The sequence below is a fragment of the Amycolatopsis sp. Poz14 genome (genome assembly GCF_006704225.1).
In the GTDB taxonomy this organism is placed as follows: Bacteria; Actinomycetota; Actinomycetes; order Mycobacteriales; family Pseudonocardiaceae; genus Amycolatopsis; species Amycolatopsis nivea.
The window spans coordinates 7,641,929-7,658,029 of sequence record NZ_JACLHD010000001.1 but is presented as its reverse complement, the minus strand read 5'-3'; the positions used below and the strand labels follow the sequence as shown (position 1 = coordinate 7,658,029).

Below are 16,101 nucleotides of genomic sequence, written 5' to 3'. Positions count from 1 at the left end.
TGGGTACGAGTTGGCCGCAAGTGATGCCACGGCATCACGGACCAAACAGGGTGTCTACCGGCTGAACGAGTGATGGGCACTACACAACTGGTGACATCAAGTCACCTTGAGTACACGAAGGTGGCTTGTACTGCAGTTTTGTCTCCAGCTGTCGACCTTTCTGTCCCGCTCGGCGGCCGTCAACGATAGGCCAACCGGGCGGGCAGTCCGTCGGCGGGCACCGGAAGCGAGACGTAGTCCCACTTCGCGACGTAGTCCTCGGGCACCGACCAGCGGTGCGCCCGCAGCAGCTCGTGCATGAGCGCTTTCACCTCCAGGCCGCCGAACTGCAGCCCGATGCACTTGTGCGCGCCGCCGCCGAACGGCATCCACGCGAACCGGTGCGCCTTGTCCTCGCGGCGGTCCGGGCCGAACCGCTCGGGGTCGAAGCGCAGCGGATCGGTCCAGTGTTCGGGGGAGTAGTGGTTCAGCGTCGGCGAAACCGCGACCATCGTGCCTTCCGGCAGGTAATGGCCGAGGACGGAAGTGTCCTTTGTGGTCTTTCGTGCCAGCGACGGCACGGGCGCGCGCAGCCGCAGCGCTTCCTTCATGACCAGATCCAGCGTTTCGAGGCTTTCCAGCGCGTCGAGGTCCGGCAGGTCGTCGCCGAGGCGCAGCGACTCCTCGCGGGCGCGGTCCTGCCATTCCGGGTGTTTCGCGAGGTAGTAGGCCATCGCGCTGGCGGTGATGGTGGTCGTGTCGTGCGCGGCCATCATCAGGAAGATCATGTGGTTGACGATGTCGGCGTCGCTGAACCGGTCGCCGTCCTCGGAAACGGCGTGGCAGAGCGCGGAGAACAGGTCGTCGCCGTCCGCGTCGCGCTTGGCCGCCAGGTTCTCGCCGAAATAGCGCTCCAGCGTCCGCCTGCCGCGCAAACCCGCGGCCCAGCGACCGCCAGGCACCGGATAGCGCACGACGGCGGTACCGGCGCGCACAGCGGCCACGAATGCGCGGTTGATGCGCTCGGCGTCGGAGGCGGAGCGCATGCCCATGAAAACCTGCGTCGCGACGTCCAGCGTCAGCTGCTTGAACGCCCAGTACAGCTGGGGGCGGCCGGAAGGCAGCGCGGCGACGCCCTCGCGCAGCGCCGGACCCATCTGCGCGACGTAGCCGCGAAGCCGGTCGCGCGTGAACGCCTCCTGCATGATCCGCCGGTGCAGGTGGTGCTCGCCGAAATCGAGCAGCATGAGCCCGCGCTCGAAGAAGCGCTCGATGAAGAACTTCCAGCCCTCCTGGGAAAACGCCTTGTCCTTGTTGACGAGCGCGGCCTGGGTGGCTTCGGCTCCGGACAGCGTCACGATCCGCTGGCCGAACACGCCCATCCACGACACCGGGCCGAACTGCTCGAAGCGGTGCAGGCTGAAGTCGAGGCCGAACCGCATCCCGTCGAGCGTGTGGCCGATCAGCGGCGGCCCGTCGTCGCCGAGCACCGGCTTCAGGCCGCTGCCCGCCGGGGGCGCCGCGAGTTCGCGGACCGGCCAGCGCGCGCCGAGCCAGCGTTCGTCGAACTTGCGCGGCAACGGGATCGCGGTCAGCGGCGGCATCCGGCCGCGCAGGTTCTCCGACAGCCGCGTGACGCCGTCGCTCCCCGCGTGGGCGACCTTGCCGAGCGCGCCGCCTGCCGCCGGGAGCCTCGTCTTTCCGGTCACGTCCGCCATGGCGACCACCTCCCGGTCAGGGTATCGGCCGCCTCCACGGTCCCGCGTTATTGACGCATTGACAATACCTCGCGGGCCTGCCGTTCGGGTGATCCTCGGGCCGGTGCCGGGCAGCGGGACGCGATGCCCGGCACCGGGACGCGTCAGCGAGGTTCGGCGCGCAGTTCCCGGGCCGCGCCGACCAGATGCCGCAGCGCCGGCTCGACCTCGGCGTAACCGCGGGTCTTGAGACCGCAGTCCGGATTGATCCACAGCCGTTCCGCCGGAACCGCGCCGAGCGCCGTGCGCACCAAGTCCGTCATCTCGGTCTGGTCCGGCACGCGCGGCGAGTGGATGTCGTACACGCCGGGTCCGACGCCGCGGCCGAAGCCCGCTTCGTTGAGGTCGGCGAGTACTTCCATCTTCGAGCGGGCGGCCTCGATGCTGGTGACGTCGGCGTCGAGGGCGTCGATCGCGGGCAGCACGTCGCCGAATTCCGAGTAGCACATGTGCGTGTGGATCTGCGTCGTTTCCGCGACGCCTGAGGTAGCCAGCCGGAACGCGGGCACTGCCCAGTCGAAATACGCCTCGCGGTCCGCCGCGTGCAGCGGCAGCAACTCGCGCAATGCCGGTTCGTCGACCTGAATGATGCGGATTCCGGCGGCCTCCAGATCCGCGACCTCGTCCCGGACGGCCAGCGCGACCTGGCGTGCGGTGTCGGCCAGGGGCTGGTCGTCACGGACGAACGACCACGCCAGGATCGTGACCGGGCCGGTCAGCATGCCCTTCACCGGGCGGTCGGTGCGGCTTTGCGCGTACTGCGCCCATTCGACAGCCATCGGGCGTGGCCGGGAGACGTCGCCGAAGAGGATTGGCGGGCGGACGCAACGGGATCCGTACGACTGGACCCAGCCGAGGGCGGTCGCCGCGAAGCCGGTCAGTTGTTCGGCGAAGTACTGGACCATGTCGTTGCGCTCGGGTTCGCCGTGGACCAGGACGTCTAGGCCGAGGTCTTCCTGCAGCCGTACGACGCGGTCGATTTCGGTGCGCATCGCGGTGCGGTAGGCGGTGTCGTCGAGTTTGCCCGCGCGGTGTGCGGCTCGGGCTCGGCGGACCTCGCTGGTTTGCGGGAAGGAGCCGATTGTGGTGGTCGGGAGTGGGGGCAGGTTCAGTGATTGTTGTTGTGCCGCAGCGCGTTCTGCATACGGCGCGCGGACGGTGTCTACTGGGCGGAGTGCGTTGACTCGTGCACGGACGTTGGCGTCGTTGAGTTCGGCGGCTCCGGCTCGGTCGGCGGCCGCGGCTCGGGCTGGAGTGAGGTCTGCGGTCTCTCCGCTGAGGGCTCGGCCTAGCAGGACGACCTCGTCCACCTTTTGCTTCGCGAACGCCAGCCAGTTCTTGAGGCGCGGGGCGAGGTCTGTTTCCGCGTTCACGTCGTAGGGGACGTGAAGTAGCGAGCACGACGTTGAGATGCTCACGTGTGCGGCGGTGTCTCGCAGTTGTGCTGCGTGGGCTAGTGCGACGTCTGGGTCGGTGCGCCAGACATTTCGGCCGTCTACTACTCCGGCTAGGACTTCCTTGTCTCGCAGTGCTCCTTCTGCTGCAATTTTGTCCACAAAGGACTCATCGGTTACCAGGTCCACGGCTATTGCTTCGATGGGGGAGCGGGCCAGGACGCCCAGTGCTCGGCCGAGGCCGCCGAAGTATCCGGCTGCCAGGAGTTTCGGGCGGTGGGTTTCCTTGGCCAGCCAGTGGTAAGCGCGGGTGAGTGCGTTGAACTCCGGCGTGGTTCGGTCTGTCGCGAAGGCTGGTTCGTCCAACTGGACCCATTCGACGCCCTCGTCGGCCAGCTTGCCCAGAAGTTCGGCGTAGGCGGGCAGTAGTTCGTCCAGCAGTTCCAGCGGGGTGAAGCCGGGTTCGGTGGGCTTGGCCAGCAGTAGGAAAGTGACCGGTCCGACGAGTACCGGGCGTGGCGTGATGCCTAGCGCTTGTGCTTCGCGGACTTCGTCGATCGGGGCGGTGCCGGTGAGTGCGAAGCGGGAGTCCGGGCCTAGTTCGGGGACCAGGTAGTGGTAGTTGGTGTCGAACCACTTCGTCATTTCGAGGGCGGGTGCGTCCGGGACTCCCCGCGCGGCGGCGAAGTAGGTGTCCAGTGGCGACAGGCCCAGCAGGGTGAAGCGGTCCGGCAGAGCGCCGAAGAGGGCGGCGGTGTCCAACACCTGGTCGTAGAGCGAGAAAGTGCTGGACGGGATTGAGTCGAGGCCCTGGTCTCGCAGGGCTGTCCAGGTTTGCTCGCGCAGCTGCCGTCCGGCGGTCAGGAGGTCTTCTTCGGTGGTTTTTCCTGACCAGTAGGACTCGAGTGCTCGTTTGAGTTCTCGGGCTGGGCCGATCCGCGGATAGCCGAGAATCGTGGTGCCGATCGTGGTCACAGCAATGCATCCTCACGTGCTCGCCGGAAGAGTCCGGGCACGCGGAAGTCGTGCTTCGGTCGGTGCCCTTCCCGCGAGGCCCGGACTCACGCACGCCGTCGGCGTGCGTGCCATTGGCAGGTATTCGGACTCGTGGGCGTATCGCTCGTGCCTACCGGCTGTCGCTTCCCGGGCTGGGCGCCCAGTGCTTTACCGCGTTTCGCGGTGACAGCTTTCGTTCCCACATACCGCTGCGGGGCAGTCCCGGAATCGCACCGGGTTCCCTGTTGCCTCGCCGGGACGCGGCTGCGTCCTGGCGAACCAGTGGCGGGGCTGAGCTTAGCGGTTTCCGCGCGGATCCGGCACAAGCCGGACGCGGCTCCCGGATGGCGGGATTCAGTGCGGCCTCGGACCACGCAGTGGTGGCGAAACAGACCGGCTCGCCGAAACGCGACTCGGCCCCGCCCTGGCGAACCAGGACGGGGCCGAGTGTTCAGCGTTGTGCCGGAACCGGGATCAGTCCCAGTCGAGTGCGCCGCCGGACTGGTATTCGATGACGCGGGTTTCGAAGAAGTTCTTCTCCTTCTTCAGGTCCATCGCCTCCGACATCCACGGGAACGGGTTTTCGTTCTCGCCATAGATCGGGGTGAGGCCGATCTGCTGGGCGCGCCGGTCGGTGATGAAGTGCATGTACTGCTCGCACAGGTCAGCCGACAGGCCGAGCATGCCGCGCGGCATGGTGTCTCGGGCGTACTTCACTTCGAGCTCGCACGCGTCCTGCAGCATTCCGCGCACCTCGGCCTGGAACTCCTCGGTCCACAGGTGCGGGTTCTCGATCTTGATCTGGTTGATGCAGTCGATGCCGAAGTTCAGGTGGATCGACTCGTCGCGCAGGATGTACTGGTACTGCTCGGCGATGCCGACCATCTTGTTCCGCCGGCCCAGCGACAGGATCTGCGCGAAACCGGTGTAGAACCACATGCCCTCGAAGATCACGTAGAACGCCACGAGATCGCGCAGGAACGCCTGGTCGGCTTCCGGCGTGCCGGTCTCGAAGTCCGGGTTCTCCAGGTTCTGCGTGTACTTCAGCGCCCACGCGTCCTTGTCCGAAATGGACGGGACCTCGCGGTACATGTTGAACAGCTCGCCCTCGACCAGGCCGAGGCTTTCGCAGATGTACTGGAAGGTGTGCGTGTGCACGGCCTCCTCGAACGCCTGGCGCAGCAGGTACTGGCGGCACTCCGGGTTCGTGATCTGGCGGTACACCGCGAGCACGATGTTGTTGGCCACCAACGACTCCGCCGTGGCGAAGAAGCCGAGGTTGCGCTTGAGCATCTGCCGCTCGTCCTCGGTGAGGCCGTCCGGCGACTTCCACAGCGCGATGTCGGCCTGCATCGCGACCTCGGTCGGCATCCAGTGGTTGTTGCACGCCGCCAGGTACTTGTCCCACGCCCACCGGTACTTCATCGGCAGCAGCTGGTTGACGTCGGCGCGCGCGTTGATCATGCGCTTGTCGTCGACGTTGATCCGGGCCGCGCCGACCTCGATCTCGCCGAGGCCGGTCGCGTCCGTCGTTTCCACGTTCGTCATGGTTCAGGAATTCCTTACTGGCAGGCTTCGCAGTCGGGGTCGTCGATCCGGCAGGCAGCGCCCTCGGTGGCGACGAAGTCGACGTCGGTCTTCGGCATCTCCTTCGGCTCCGCCGGGACGGCCGCGGCGGGCGACGGCGACGGCGCGGGAGAAGCGGCCGGAACCGCGGCGGACGGCGACGGCGACGGTGCCGGGGAAGGCGCGGCGGCCGGAGCGGCGGCAGCCGGAGCGGCCGGGGCGGGGGTGGCGGAGACGGCGTTCAGCTTGCCGTCCGTGCCGCGCAGGGTGCTCTTCTCCACGTGCGTCGCGGACTGCGCCCGCAGGTAGTACGTGGTCTTGAGGCCCTTGTGCCAGGCGTAGCGGTACAGCTCGTCGAGCTTGCGGCCGCTCGGCGCCGCGATGTACAGGTTCAGCGACTGCGCCTGGTCGATCCACTTCTGCCGCACCGAACCGGCGTCCACGATCCACTTCGACTCGATCTCGAAGGCGGTCGCGTAGAGCGCCTTGAGGTCGTCCGGAACGCGGTCGATCTGGCCGAGGCTGCCGTCGAAGTACTTGAGGTCGCTGACCATGACCTCGTCCCACAGGCCGCGCGCCTTGAGGCTCTTGACCAGGTGCGGGTTGACGACGGTGAAGTCGCCGGACATGTTCGACTTGACGTACAGGTTCTGGAACAGCGGCTCGATCGACTGGCCGACGCCGGAGATGTTGGAGATCGTCGCGGTCGGCGCGATCGCCATCACGTTCGAGTTGCGCATGCCGACGGTCTTGACGCGCTCGCGCAGCGGGGCCCAGTCCAGCGTCGTGGAGGTGTCGACGTCGAGGCCGTCGCCCTGGCGGGCGTCGATGAGCAGCTGCATCGAGTCGATCGGCAGGATTCCCTTGCTCCACAAGGAACCCTCGAACGTCTGGTACTGGCCGCGCTCCTCGGCGAGGTCGGTCGAGGCCGAGATCGCGTAGTAGGAGAGGTGCTCCATCGAGACGTCGGCGAACTTCACCGCGTCGGCGGACGCGAACGGCACGCCCAGCTCGAACAGCGCGTCCTGGAAGCCCATGATGCCCAGGCCGACCGGACGGTGGCGCAGGTTGGAACGGCGCGCCTCCGGGATCGTGTAGAAGTTGATGTCGATCACGTTGTCGAGCATGCGGACCGCGGTGCGCACGGTCTTCTCGAGCCGCTCAGTGTCCAAACCGGACGGAGTGACGTGCTTGAGCAGGTTCACCGAGCCGAGGTTGCAGACCGCGACCTCTTCGGTGTTCGTGTTCAGCGTGATCTCGGTGCACAGGTTGGACGAGTGCACGACGCCGACGTGCTGCTGCGGCGAACGCAGGTTGCACGGGTCCTTGAAGGTGATCCACGGGTGGCCGGTCTCGAACAGCATGGTCAGCATCCGCCGCCACAGCTCGACCGCGCGGACCTTGCGGAACACCTTGATCTCGCCGCGCGCGGCGGCCGCCTCGTACTCGCGGTAGCGCTGCGCGAACGCGTTGCCGTAGAGGTCGTGCAGGTCCGGCGTCTCGTTCGGGGAGAACAGCGTCCACTCGGCGTTCGCCTCGACGCGGCGCAGGAACTCGTCCGGGACCCAGTTGGCGGTGTTCATGTCGTGCGTGCGCCGCCGGTCGTCGCCGGTGTTCTTGCGCAGGTCGAGGAATTCCTCGATGTCGACGTGCCAGGTCTCCAGGTACGCGCACGCCGCGCCCTTGCGCTTGCCGCCCTGGTTGACCGCGACCGCGGTGTCGTTGGCGATCTTCAGGAACGGCACGACGCCCTGGGACTGGCCGTTGGTGCCCTTGATGTGCGCGCCGAGGCCGCGGACCGGGGTCCAGTCGTTGCCGAGGCCGCCCGAGTACTTCGCCAGCAGCGCGTTGTTCTTGTACGCCTGGAAAATCGAGTCCAGGTCGTCGTCCACCGTGGTCAGGAAGCAGGACGACAGCTGGGCGCGGTTGGTGCCGCTGTTGAACAGCGTCGGGGTCGACGCCATGAAGTGGAACGTCGACAGCAGCTCGTAGAACTCGATCGCGCGGGCTTCGCGGTCGTCCTCGCGGATCGCCAGGCCCATCGCGACGCGCATGAAGAACGCCTGCGGCAGCTCGAACCGCACGCCGTTGTGGTGCTGGAAGTACCGGTCGTACAGGGTCTGCAGGCCGAGGAAGCCGAAGTCGAGGTCGCGCTCGGCGTGGATGGCGGCGGTGATCTTGTCCAGGTCGAAGCGCAGCAGTTCGCCGTCGACCAGTTCCAGCTCGACCGCGCGGCGCAGGTAGGCGCGGAAGTACGCCGGGTATTCGGCCGCCATCTCGTCCTGGCTGGCCTGGCGCGGCTGCTGCGCGAGGTAGCTCAGCGCCTCGCCGCGCAGCTTGTCCAGCAGCAGGCGGGCGGACACGAACGAGTAGTTCGGCTCCTGCTCGACGAGCACGCGCGCGGCCATGATCTGCGCGAGCGCCAGTTCGTCGGCGGTGATGCCGTCGTAGAGGTTGCGCTTGGCCTCGGCCAGCACCGGCTCGGCGGAGACGTCCTCGAGCCCGGCGACGGCCTCGCCGACGACGTGCGAAACACGCGCCCAGTCGAGCGGGCGCAGCGTCCCGTCGGCGCCCTTGACGCTCAGCGCGACCTCGGCGGACGCCGGCGCGGCGGCCTCGCGGGCCTTCGTGCGCTCGTCGCGGTAGAGCACGTAGGCGCGGGCGACCTTGTGGTGCTCGCCGCGCATGAGGGCGAGTTCGACCTGGTCCTGGATCTGCTCGATGTGCAGCGCGGTCTCCGGGCCGGTGTGGCGCAGCAGCGCCGCCTCGACCTGCCCGGTCAGCTCCGCGACCACGTGGTGCACGCGGGAGGACGCGGCGGCGTCGCCGCCCTCGACCGCGAGGAAGGCCTTGGTCAGCGCCACCGAGATCTTGCCCGCGTCGAAGGGCGAGACGCTTCCGTCCCGCCGGATGACGCGGACCGCGCTCGGGGCCCCCTCCGCCGCCGACGGCGGCCGCTGACCGGTTTCCACTGACATGCGTGTCTCCAACAGTTCCTCGAAATGGGCGCGTTCGAGCGGCACACGGCCGGTCAAGGCCATGCGCTGCGGTTTCGGCGAAACAGCCCGGCCGCCCTCTTCAAGCGGTCTCCCCGTCGCTGGGGGCTGCCGGTTCCCAGAGACTACATGTTGGGGTGGGGGCTCGCACGGGCCCCAAGGTATGGCGTGTCGGTCTCACCCTGGCGGGTTATCCGATCACCGAGGGCAAGATCCGAAACGGAGCCTCGTGGCACCCAGTGCGGCACTGGCCACGGGCCGTTTCCCGGCGAGATACGCCAGCGGACCGGCCGGGTTGACCGACCAGTCGGCGGCCGCCGCGCGGGGCTTCGAACGCCACTCGACCGGGGTACGCAACGGGCTGCCGTCGCGGTCCTGAGCGATCTCGAAGCGTACCGGGAGCGTGATCGGGAGCCCGACCCGCGGGGTGAAGGCGGCGGTGGCGATCCAGTCGTCGGAGGTCGCCGCGGTGAAGGTGCGTCCGCCGGTGAAGGCGAAGGACGCGAGGTCCTTCGGGATGCCCCACAACTCGCGCCCGCCCGCGCGCGAGACCTCGCTGTCGACCCAGATGTCGGTGATCGACGCGGCGAGCCCGCGGCCGCGCACGGCGACGCAGGAGAGGAGTTCGTGGTAGCTCAGCTGACCGGACGGCAGGTAGTCGATCCAGGCGGTGAAGACGGCGGCCTGCTTGCCCAGGAGCAGCGGTTCGGTGCCGGCGGGCAAGGCGGGCAGCTCGTCGACGGGGACTCGCCACATCGACACGCACGCGTCGGCGGCGAGGTGCCACGGTTCGGGCGGGTACTCGGTCATTCGGTGATCCATGGCAGGTAAGGCGGCAGATCGCGGTCCACGCGCAAGGGGAACTCCGGCGGGCGTTTCTGGAAGAACGAGGCGATGCCCTCGACAGCGTCCGGGTTCGAGCCCAGCTGGGAGATGAGCTTCGAGTCCACCTGGTGGACGTCGAACGGAGACGGGGCCGAGGCCATCCGGTAGAGCAGCTGCCGGGTGACCGCTACCGCGACCGGCGCGGTCGTTTCGGCGATCTCCCTCGCCTTGGCTTGGGCTTGGGCGAGGACGTCCCCGGGGTCGTGGATGTGGTGGACGAGTCCGGTCCGGAGCGCCTCGTCCGGCCCGAAGAGCCGTCCGCTGACCATCCAGTCGACGGCCGCGCCCATCCCGACGAGGCGGGGGAGGAACCACGCGGACGCGCCTTCGGGGTAGATGCCGCGGCGGGTGAAGACGAAGCCGAACTTGGAGTCGGTGGAGGCGAACCGGTAGTCGCAGGACAGCGTGATGGTGATGCCCGCGCCCACGGACGCCCCGCGCAACGCGGCGAGCACCGGCTTGTTCATGGTGAAGATCCGCTTCGACACGCGGCCGGCCGGTTCCTGCCAGTCGTCCGGCGGGCGGTCGCCGAAGTCGAAGCCGCCGGAGGAGAGGTCGGCCCCGACGGAGAAGTCCTTGCCGGTGGTGCCGAGGACGACCGCGCGGACGTCCTCGTCCCGGTCGGCGCGGTCGAGGGCGTGGGCGAGTTCGTCGGCCATCCGGATCGTGTAGCCGTTGCGGGCTTCGGGCCGGTCGAGCAGGACGGTCGCGACCTTGGCGGCGACCTCGTAGGCGATCTCCGCGTAGGAGTCCATGGGAGGACGGTAGGGGGCTTGTTTTCGCGGTGTCAATAGCGGTGGGGTCCGCCTCGTCGCCTGGCGGCGACATCGGCCTCGTTGGTTGCGTGGGGCACCCCGAAGCCAAGTGTGCTGACGGTTTGGGGGTGCTTGTCAAGGCGGGAAAGATGCCTTGACAAGCACCCCCAAACCGCAGGGGAGCTTCGTGTCGGGGTGCGGGGGAGGGGCTGGGTGCCTCGATCGTTGGGTCCACCGGTGCGGTTGGGGTGGGGTGGGGGCTTGCGCCCCAATGCGGCATTGGGTGCGTGGGATGCACCGAATGTGGCAATTGGGTGCGTCGCGGTCCGTGAAGGGCTCCTTGAGGGAATCTGGGTCCGGAAAGGGGTCCGTCACGACCGGGTGGCGGGTCGTGAGGGGAACCCTGACGGAATCAGAGTCAATGAGGGTGGCCCTCACGGACCCGGTGCCGGAGCAAAACAATCATGCGCGCTTGATTTTTCCGGGGCCAGGGTCCACGCTGGGTCCGCACGAGGTGGTGCGGCGGACGCAGGGAGGCGCAGGAATGGCTGATCTCGCGGGGATCCTCCGGGATCTCGCGGCCGAATCGCAGGCGGTCGACGACCTGGTCGCCGGGTTGCCCGCCGGGGAATGGGCGCGGCCGACGCCCGCGCCCGGCTGGAGCATCGCGCATCAGGTGGCGCATCTGGCGTGGACCGACGGCAAATCGCTGATCTCCGCGAGCAGGCCGGAGGACTGGCAGTCCGAGGTCGAAAACCTGTTGAGCATCGGCGAGAACTACGTCGACCAGGGTGCCGAGGACGGGGCTCAGCTGCCGCCGGACGAGCTGCTGGCGCAGTGGCGCGCGGGACGGGCCGCCCTCGCCGAGGCGCTCGCCGCGGTGCTGGACGGGCAGAAGCTGCCGTGGTACGGCCCGCCGATGAGCGCGGCTTCCATGGCGACCGCGCGGATGATGGAGACCTGGGCGCACGGCCAGGACATCGCCGACGCGCTCGGCGTCACCCGCGAACCCACCGAACGGCTGTGGCACATCGCCCGGTTCGGCACGCGCACACGCGATTTCGCGTACAAACTCCACTCGCTCGCGCCGCCGGCGGAGGAATTCCGGGTCGAGCTGACCGCGCCGGACGGCAGCACGTGGGCGTTCGGGCCGGAGGACGCGGAGCAGCGGCTGACCGGCAGCGCGCTCGACTTCTGCCTGGTCGCGACGCAGCGGCGGCATCCGGCGGACACTGATCTGGTCGCGACCGGCGCGGACGTCGAGGAATGGCTGGGCATCGCGCAGGCGTTCGCCGGGCCGCCCGGGGCGGGGCGCAAGCCGGGGCAGTTCGCGTGAGCGCGCCGTTGCGCGTCGGGAACGCGTCCGGGTTTTACGGCGACCGGTTCTCCGCCGTGCGGGAAATGCTGACCGGCGGCCCGCTCGACGTCCTGACCGGCGATTACCTCGCCGAGCTGACCATGCTCATCCTCGGCCGCGACCGGATGAAGGACCCGGCGCGCGGCTACGCCAAGACGTTCCTCCGGCAGATGGAGGAAAACCTCGGTCTGGCGAAGGAGAAGGGTGTCCGGATCGTCGCGAACGCGGGCGGGCTCAACCCGGCGGGGCTGGCCGACGCGTTGCGCGAACTGGCCGAGAAGCTCGGTCTCGAGGTCCGCGTCGCGCACGTCGAAGGCGACGACCTGATCGCGCGAGCGGACGAGTTCGGCTTCGAGAAACCGTTGACTGCCAACGCTTATCTCGGCGCGTGGGGCATCGCGGAGTGTCTTAAGGCTGGTGCCGACATCGTGGTGACCGGGCGCGTTACGGACGCGTCGGTGATCGTCGGACCGGCGGCGGCGCACTTCGGCTGGGCCCGCGACGACTACGACGCGCTCGCCGGAGCGGTGGCGGCGGGGCACGTCATCGAGTGCGGCGCGCAGGCGACCGGCGGGAACTACTCGTTCTTCCGGGAACAGCCGATCGGCCTGCCAGGGTTCCCTCTCGCGGAGATCCACGCGGACGGCTCCAGCGTGATCACGAAGCATCCGGGCACGGGCGGCGTGGTCAATAAAGGGACTGTGACGGCGCAGCTGTTGTACGAAATCACCGGTGCGCGGTACGCGAATCCTGATGTGACGGCGCGGTTCGACACGTTGTCGTTGTCGGACGACGGACCGGACCGCGTGCGGATCAGCGGGGTTCGCGGGGAAGCGCCGCCGCCGACGTTGAAAGTGTGCCTCAACCGGCTCGGCGGATTCCGGAACGAGACGACGTTCGTCCTTACTGGACTGGACATCGAAGAAAAAGCCGCGCTGGTACGGGAACAGCTGGAAGGCGCGCTGGCGAAGCGTCCGCCAGCCGACGTCCGGTGGACGCTCGCGCGCACCGATCACGCGGACGCCGACACCGAGGAACGTGCCAGCGCGCTGCTGCATGTCGCGGTGAAGGACAATGATCCGAAGATCGCCGGACGTGCGTTCAGCGGAGCGGCGATCGAGCTGGCGCTCGCGAGCTACCCGGGATTCCACGTGACCGCACCGCCCTCGGACGCTTCGCCGTTCGGGGTGTATTCGGCGGCCTTTGTGGACGCTGCTGCGGTTCCCCATGTCGCGGTGCTGCCGGACGGGTCCAAGGTGGACATCGCGCCCGCTGCCGAGACGGTTTCCTTGTCCGAAGTGGACGAACCGGCACTCCCGGAACCGTTTCAGGCGAACAAGGTGCGGCGCGTTCCGCTCGGGCTCGTCGCGGGCGCGCGCAGCGGCGACAAGGGCGGCAACGCGAACCTCGGCGTGTGGGTGCGGTCCGAGGAGGCGTGGCGCTGGCTCGTGCACCGGCTGACGGTCGGGGAATTCCGCCGTCTGCTGCCGGAAACCGAAGGACTGCCGGTCACCCGGCATCTGCTGCCGAACCTGTGGGCGATGAACTTCGTGGTCGAGGGCATTCTCGGCGACGGCGTCGCTTCGCAGGCCAGGTTCGATCCCCAGGCGAAGGCGCTCGGCGAATGGCTGCGGGCGCGCGAACTCGACGTCCCGGAGGCGCTGCTGTGACCGTGGATCCGTTCCGCACGCCGGAACGCACCGAACTGCGCGCGACGGTGCGCCGGTTCGTGGAGAAGGACGTGCTGCCGCACCTGGACGACTGGGAGCGGGCCGGGGAACTGCCGCGCGACCTGCATCGCAAGGCGGGAGAGTTGGGCCTGCTCGGGGTCGCGTTCCCCGAATCCGCGGGCGGGGGCGACGGCAATTACCTCGACGCGCTCGTGGTCGCCGAGGAAATGCACTACGCGGGCGGGTCCGGCGGGCTGTTCGCGTCGCTGTTCACCTGCGGGATCGCGGTGCCGCACATCGTCGAGGCCGGCGACCCGGTGCAGATCGAACGGTGGGTGCGGCCGACGCTCGAAGGCGAGAAGATCGGTTCGCTGGCGGTCACCGAACCGGACGGCGGTTCCGATGTCGCCGGGATCCGCACCACTGCGGTGCGCGAGGGCGACGAGTACGTGATCAACGGGGCGAAAACGTTCATCACTTCCGGCTGTCGCGCGGACTTTGTGACGACTGTGGTCCGAACCGGTGAAGCGGGCGCGCACGGGCTTTCGCTGATCGTGGTCGAGCGCGGGACGCCAGGGTTCACGGTGTCGCGCAAGCTGGAGAAGATGGGCTGGGCGGCTTCGGACACCGCGGAACTGTCTTATGTGGACGTCCGGGTTCCGGCGGAGAACTTGGTCGGCGCGGAGAACAGCGGCTTCGCTCAGGTGGCCACGCAGTTCGTCACCGAACGGCTTTCGCTGGCGGTGCAGGCATATGCGCACGCGCAGCGGGCACTGGATTTGACGCTGGACTGGTGCCGGATGCGCGAGACGTTCGGGCGTCCGCTGATCTCGCGGCAGCTGGTGCAGCACAAGCTCACCGAGATGGCCTGCAAGGTCGACGTCGCGCGGACGTACGCCCGGCAGGTCGCGCTCCGGCACGTGTCCGGCGAAGAAGTGATCGCCGAGGCGTGCTTCGCGAAGAACACCGCGGTGCAGACCGCCGAATGGGTCGTGAACGAGGCGGTGCAACTGCACGGCGGGCTCGGCTACATGCGCGAGTCCGAAGTGGAACGGCACTACCGCGACGTCCGCATTCTCGGCATCGGCGGCGGCACCACCGAAATCCTCACCGGACTGGCCGCGAAGCGATTGGGATACACCGCATGACCACTATCAGGTCCACAGTGGACACCCGCGCCGACGAGTTCGCCGCGAACCGCGAGGCGATGCTGGAGAAGCTCGCGGAGATCGACGCCGAACAGGCGAAAGCGGTCGCCGGCGGCGGGGAAAAGTACGTCGAACGGCACCGCAAGCGCGGAAAACTGCTGGCGCGCGAGCGGATCGAATTGCTGCTGGACGAGGACTCGCCGTTCCTGGAGCTGTCGCCGCTGGCCGCGTGGGGTTCGGACTACAAGGTCGGCGCGAGCGTGATCACCGGGATCGGCGTGGTGGAAGGCGTCGAATGCCTGATCTCGGCGAGCGACCCGACGGTCAAGGGCGGCGCGAGCAACCCGTGGACGACGAAGAAGTCGTTCCGGGCGGCGGACATCGCGGCGCAGAACCGGCTTCCGGTGATCAACCTGGTCGAGTCCGGCGGCGCGGATCTTCCGACGCAGAAGGAAATCTTCATCCCGGGCGGTCGCGTCTTCCGTGACCTGACGCGGTCCTCGGCGGCGAAGGTGCCGACCGTCGCGCTGGTGTTCGGCAACTCCACCGCGGGCGGCGCGTATCTGCCCGGCATGTCCGACTACGTCGTGATGGTGAAGGAACGCGCGAAGGTGTTCCTCGGCGGACCGCCGCTGGTCAAAATGGCGACCGGCGAGGAGTCCGACGACGAATCCCTCGGCGGCGCGGAAATGCACGCGCGGACGTCCGGGCTCGCCGATTACCTCGCGGTCGACGAGGAGGACGCGATCCGGCTCGGCCGCAGCATCATCAAGCGGCTCAACTGGACCAAACAGGGCCCGACGCCCAAACCGGACTACGCCGAACCGCTGTTCGACGCCGAAGACCTGCTCGGCATCGTGCCGACCGACCTGAAGATCCCGTTCGACCCGCGCGAGGTGATCGCGCGCGTCGTGGACGGTTCGGACTTCGACGAGTTCAAGCCGCTGTACGGGCCGAGCCTGGTCACCGGATGGGCGAGCATCCACGGGTATCCGGTGGGAATCCTGGCCAACGCCCAAGGCGTGCTGTTCGGCGAGGAATCGCAGAAGGCCGCGCAGTTCATCCAGCTGGCCAACCAGATCGACACGCCGCTGGTGTTCCTGCACAACACGACCGGCTACATGGTCGGCAAGGAATACGAGCAGAGCGGCATCATCAAGCACGGCGCGCTGATGATCAACGCGGTGTCGAACTCGAAGGTGCCGCACCTGTCCGTCCTCATGGGAGCGTCCTACGGCGCCGGGCACTACGGGATGTGCGGCCGCGCCTACGATCCGCGGTTCCTGTTCGCCTGGCCGAGCGCGAAATCCGCGGTGATGGGGCCGGCGCAGCTGGCCGGTGTGCTGTCCATTGTGGCCCGCGCCGCGGCGGCGAGCCGGGGACAGGAGTACAGCGAGGAAAACGACGCCGCGATGCGCGCCATGGTGGAAAACCAGATCGAGGCGGAATCGATGCCGATGTTCCTCTCCGGCATGCTTTACGACGACGGCATCATCGACCCGCGCGACACCCGCACGGTGCTCGGGCTGAGCCTGTCGGCGATCCACAACGGACCAGTGAAGGGCGTCGAAGGCGGCTTCGGCGTCTTCCGGATGTGA

General features: G+C 68.3%; 10 protein-coding genes and 1 riboswitch. Of the genes, 4 read left to right on the top strand and 6 right to left on the bottom strand.

Annotated features, from left to right (window positions below; all coding sequences use genetic code 11):
* Positions 1-179 precede the first annotated feature (179 nt).
* The 6 genes from FKO37_RS35545 to FKO37_RS35520 all read right to left on the bottom strand — a co-directional run bounded on the left by FKO37_RS35545 (position 180) and on the right by FKO37_RS35520 (position 10,328).
* Positions 180-1,583, bottom strand: a complete 1,404-nt coding sequence (locus tag FKO37_RS35545; protein WP_238608383.1) for a cytochrome P450 — start codon at positions 1,581-1,583, stop codon at positions 180-182.
* A gap of 257 nt (positions 1,584-1,840) precedes the next feature.
* The gene (gene metE, locus FKO37_RS35540) at positions 1,841-4,105 is read right to left on the bottom strand and encodes a 5-methyltetrahydropteroyltriglutamate--homocysteine S-methyltransferase (RefSeq protein ID WP_238607362.1); all 2,265 of its coding nucleotides are present in this window, start codon (positions 4,103-4,105) and stop codon (positions 1,841-1,843) included.
* Positions 4,106-4,202: 97 nt separating this feature from the next.
* Positions 4,203-4,425, bottom strand: a riboswitch (cobalamin riboswitch).
* Positions 4,426-4,600: 175 nt separating this feature from the next.
* Entirely contained in the window at positions 4,601-5,674 is a 1,074-nt protein-coding gene (locus FKO37_RS35535) for a ribonucleotide-diphosphate reductase subunit beta (RefSeq protein WP_134663605.1), read from the bottom strand.
* A 14-nt stretch (positions 5,675-5,688) separates the two neighbouring features.
* Complete coding sequence (locus tag FKO37_RS35530) at positions 5,689-8,670, bottom strand: ribonucleoside-diphosphate reductase subunit alpha (protein WP_238607361.1); 2,982 nt, start codon at positions 8,668-8,670, stop codon at positions 5,689-5,691.
* A gap of 216 nt (positions 8,671-8,886) precedes the next feature.
* Positions 8,887-9,498, bottom strand: coding sequence for an acetoacetate decarboxylase family protein (locus FKO37_RS35525; RefSeq protein ID WP_238607360.1), 612 nt, complete (start codon positions 9,496-9,498; stop codon positions 8,887-8,889).
* Positions 9,495-10,328 (bottom strand): enoyl-CoA hydratase-related protein, encoded by an 834-nt coding sequence (locus FKO37_RS35520; protein WP_238607359.1) that lies wholly within the window; start codon positions 10,326-10,328, stop codon positions 9,495-9,497. Before FKO37_RS35520 ends, FKO37_RS35525 begins: the two co-directional genes overlap by 4 nt.
* A 544-nt stretch (positions 10,329-10,872) precedes the next feature.
* Between FKO37_RS35520 and FKO37_RS35515 the strand changes: the two genes are divergently transcribed.
* From FKO37_RS35515 to FKO37_RS35500, 4 genes are read left to right on the top strand one after another with little or no spacing between them, the layout of a single operon-like run.
* Entirely contained in the window at positions 10,873-11,664 is a 792-nt protein-coding gene (locus FKO37_RS35515) for a TIGR03084 family metal-binding protein (protein WP_238607358.1), read from the top strand.
* On the top strand, positions 11,661-13,355 hold the full coding sequence (locus tag FKO37_RS35510; RefSeq protein WP_238607357.1) for an acyclic terpene utilization AtuA family protein: 1,695 nt from the start codon (positions 11,661-11,663) through the stop codon (positions 13,353-13,355). The genes FKO37_RS35515 and FKO37_RS35510 overlap by 4 nt, the downstream gene beginning before the upstream one ends.
* Positions 13,310-14,503 (top strand): acyl-CoA dehydrogenase family protein, encoded by a 1,194-nt coding sequence (locus FKO37_RS35505; RefSeq protein ID WP_051729069.1) that lies wholly within the window; start codon positions 13,310-13,312, stop codon positions 14,501-14,503. The genes FKO37_RS35510 and FKO37_RS35505 overlap by 46 nt, the downstream gene beginning before the upstream one ends.
* Complete coding sequence (locus FKO37_RS35500; RefSeq protein ID WP_051729070.1) at positions 14,500-16,101, top strand: acyl-CoA carboxylase subunit beta; 1,602 nt, start codon at positions 14,500-14,502, stop codon at positions 16,099-16,101. Before FKO37_RS35505 ends, FKO37_RS35500 begins: the two co-directional genes overlap by 4 nt.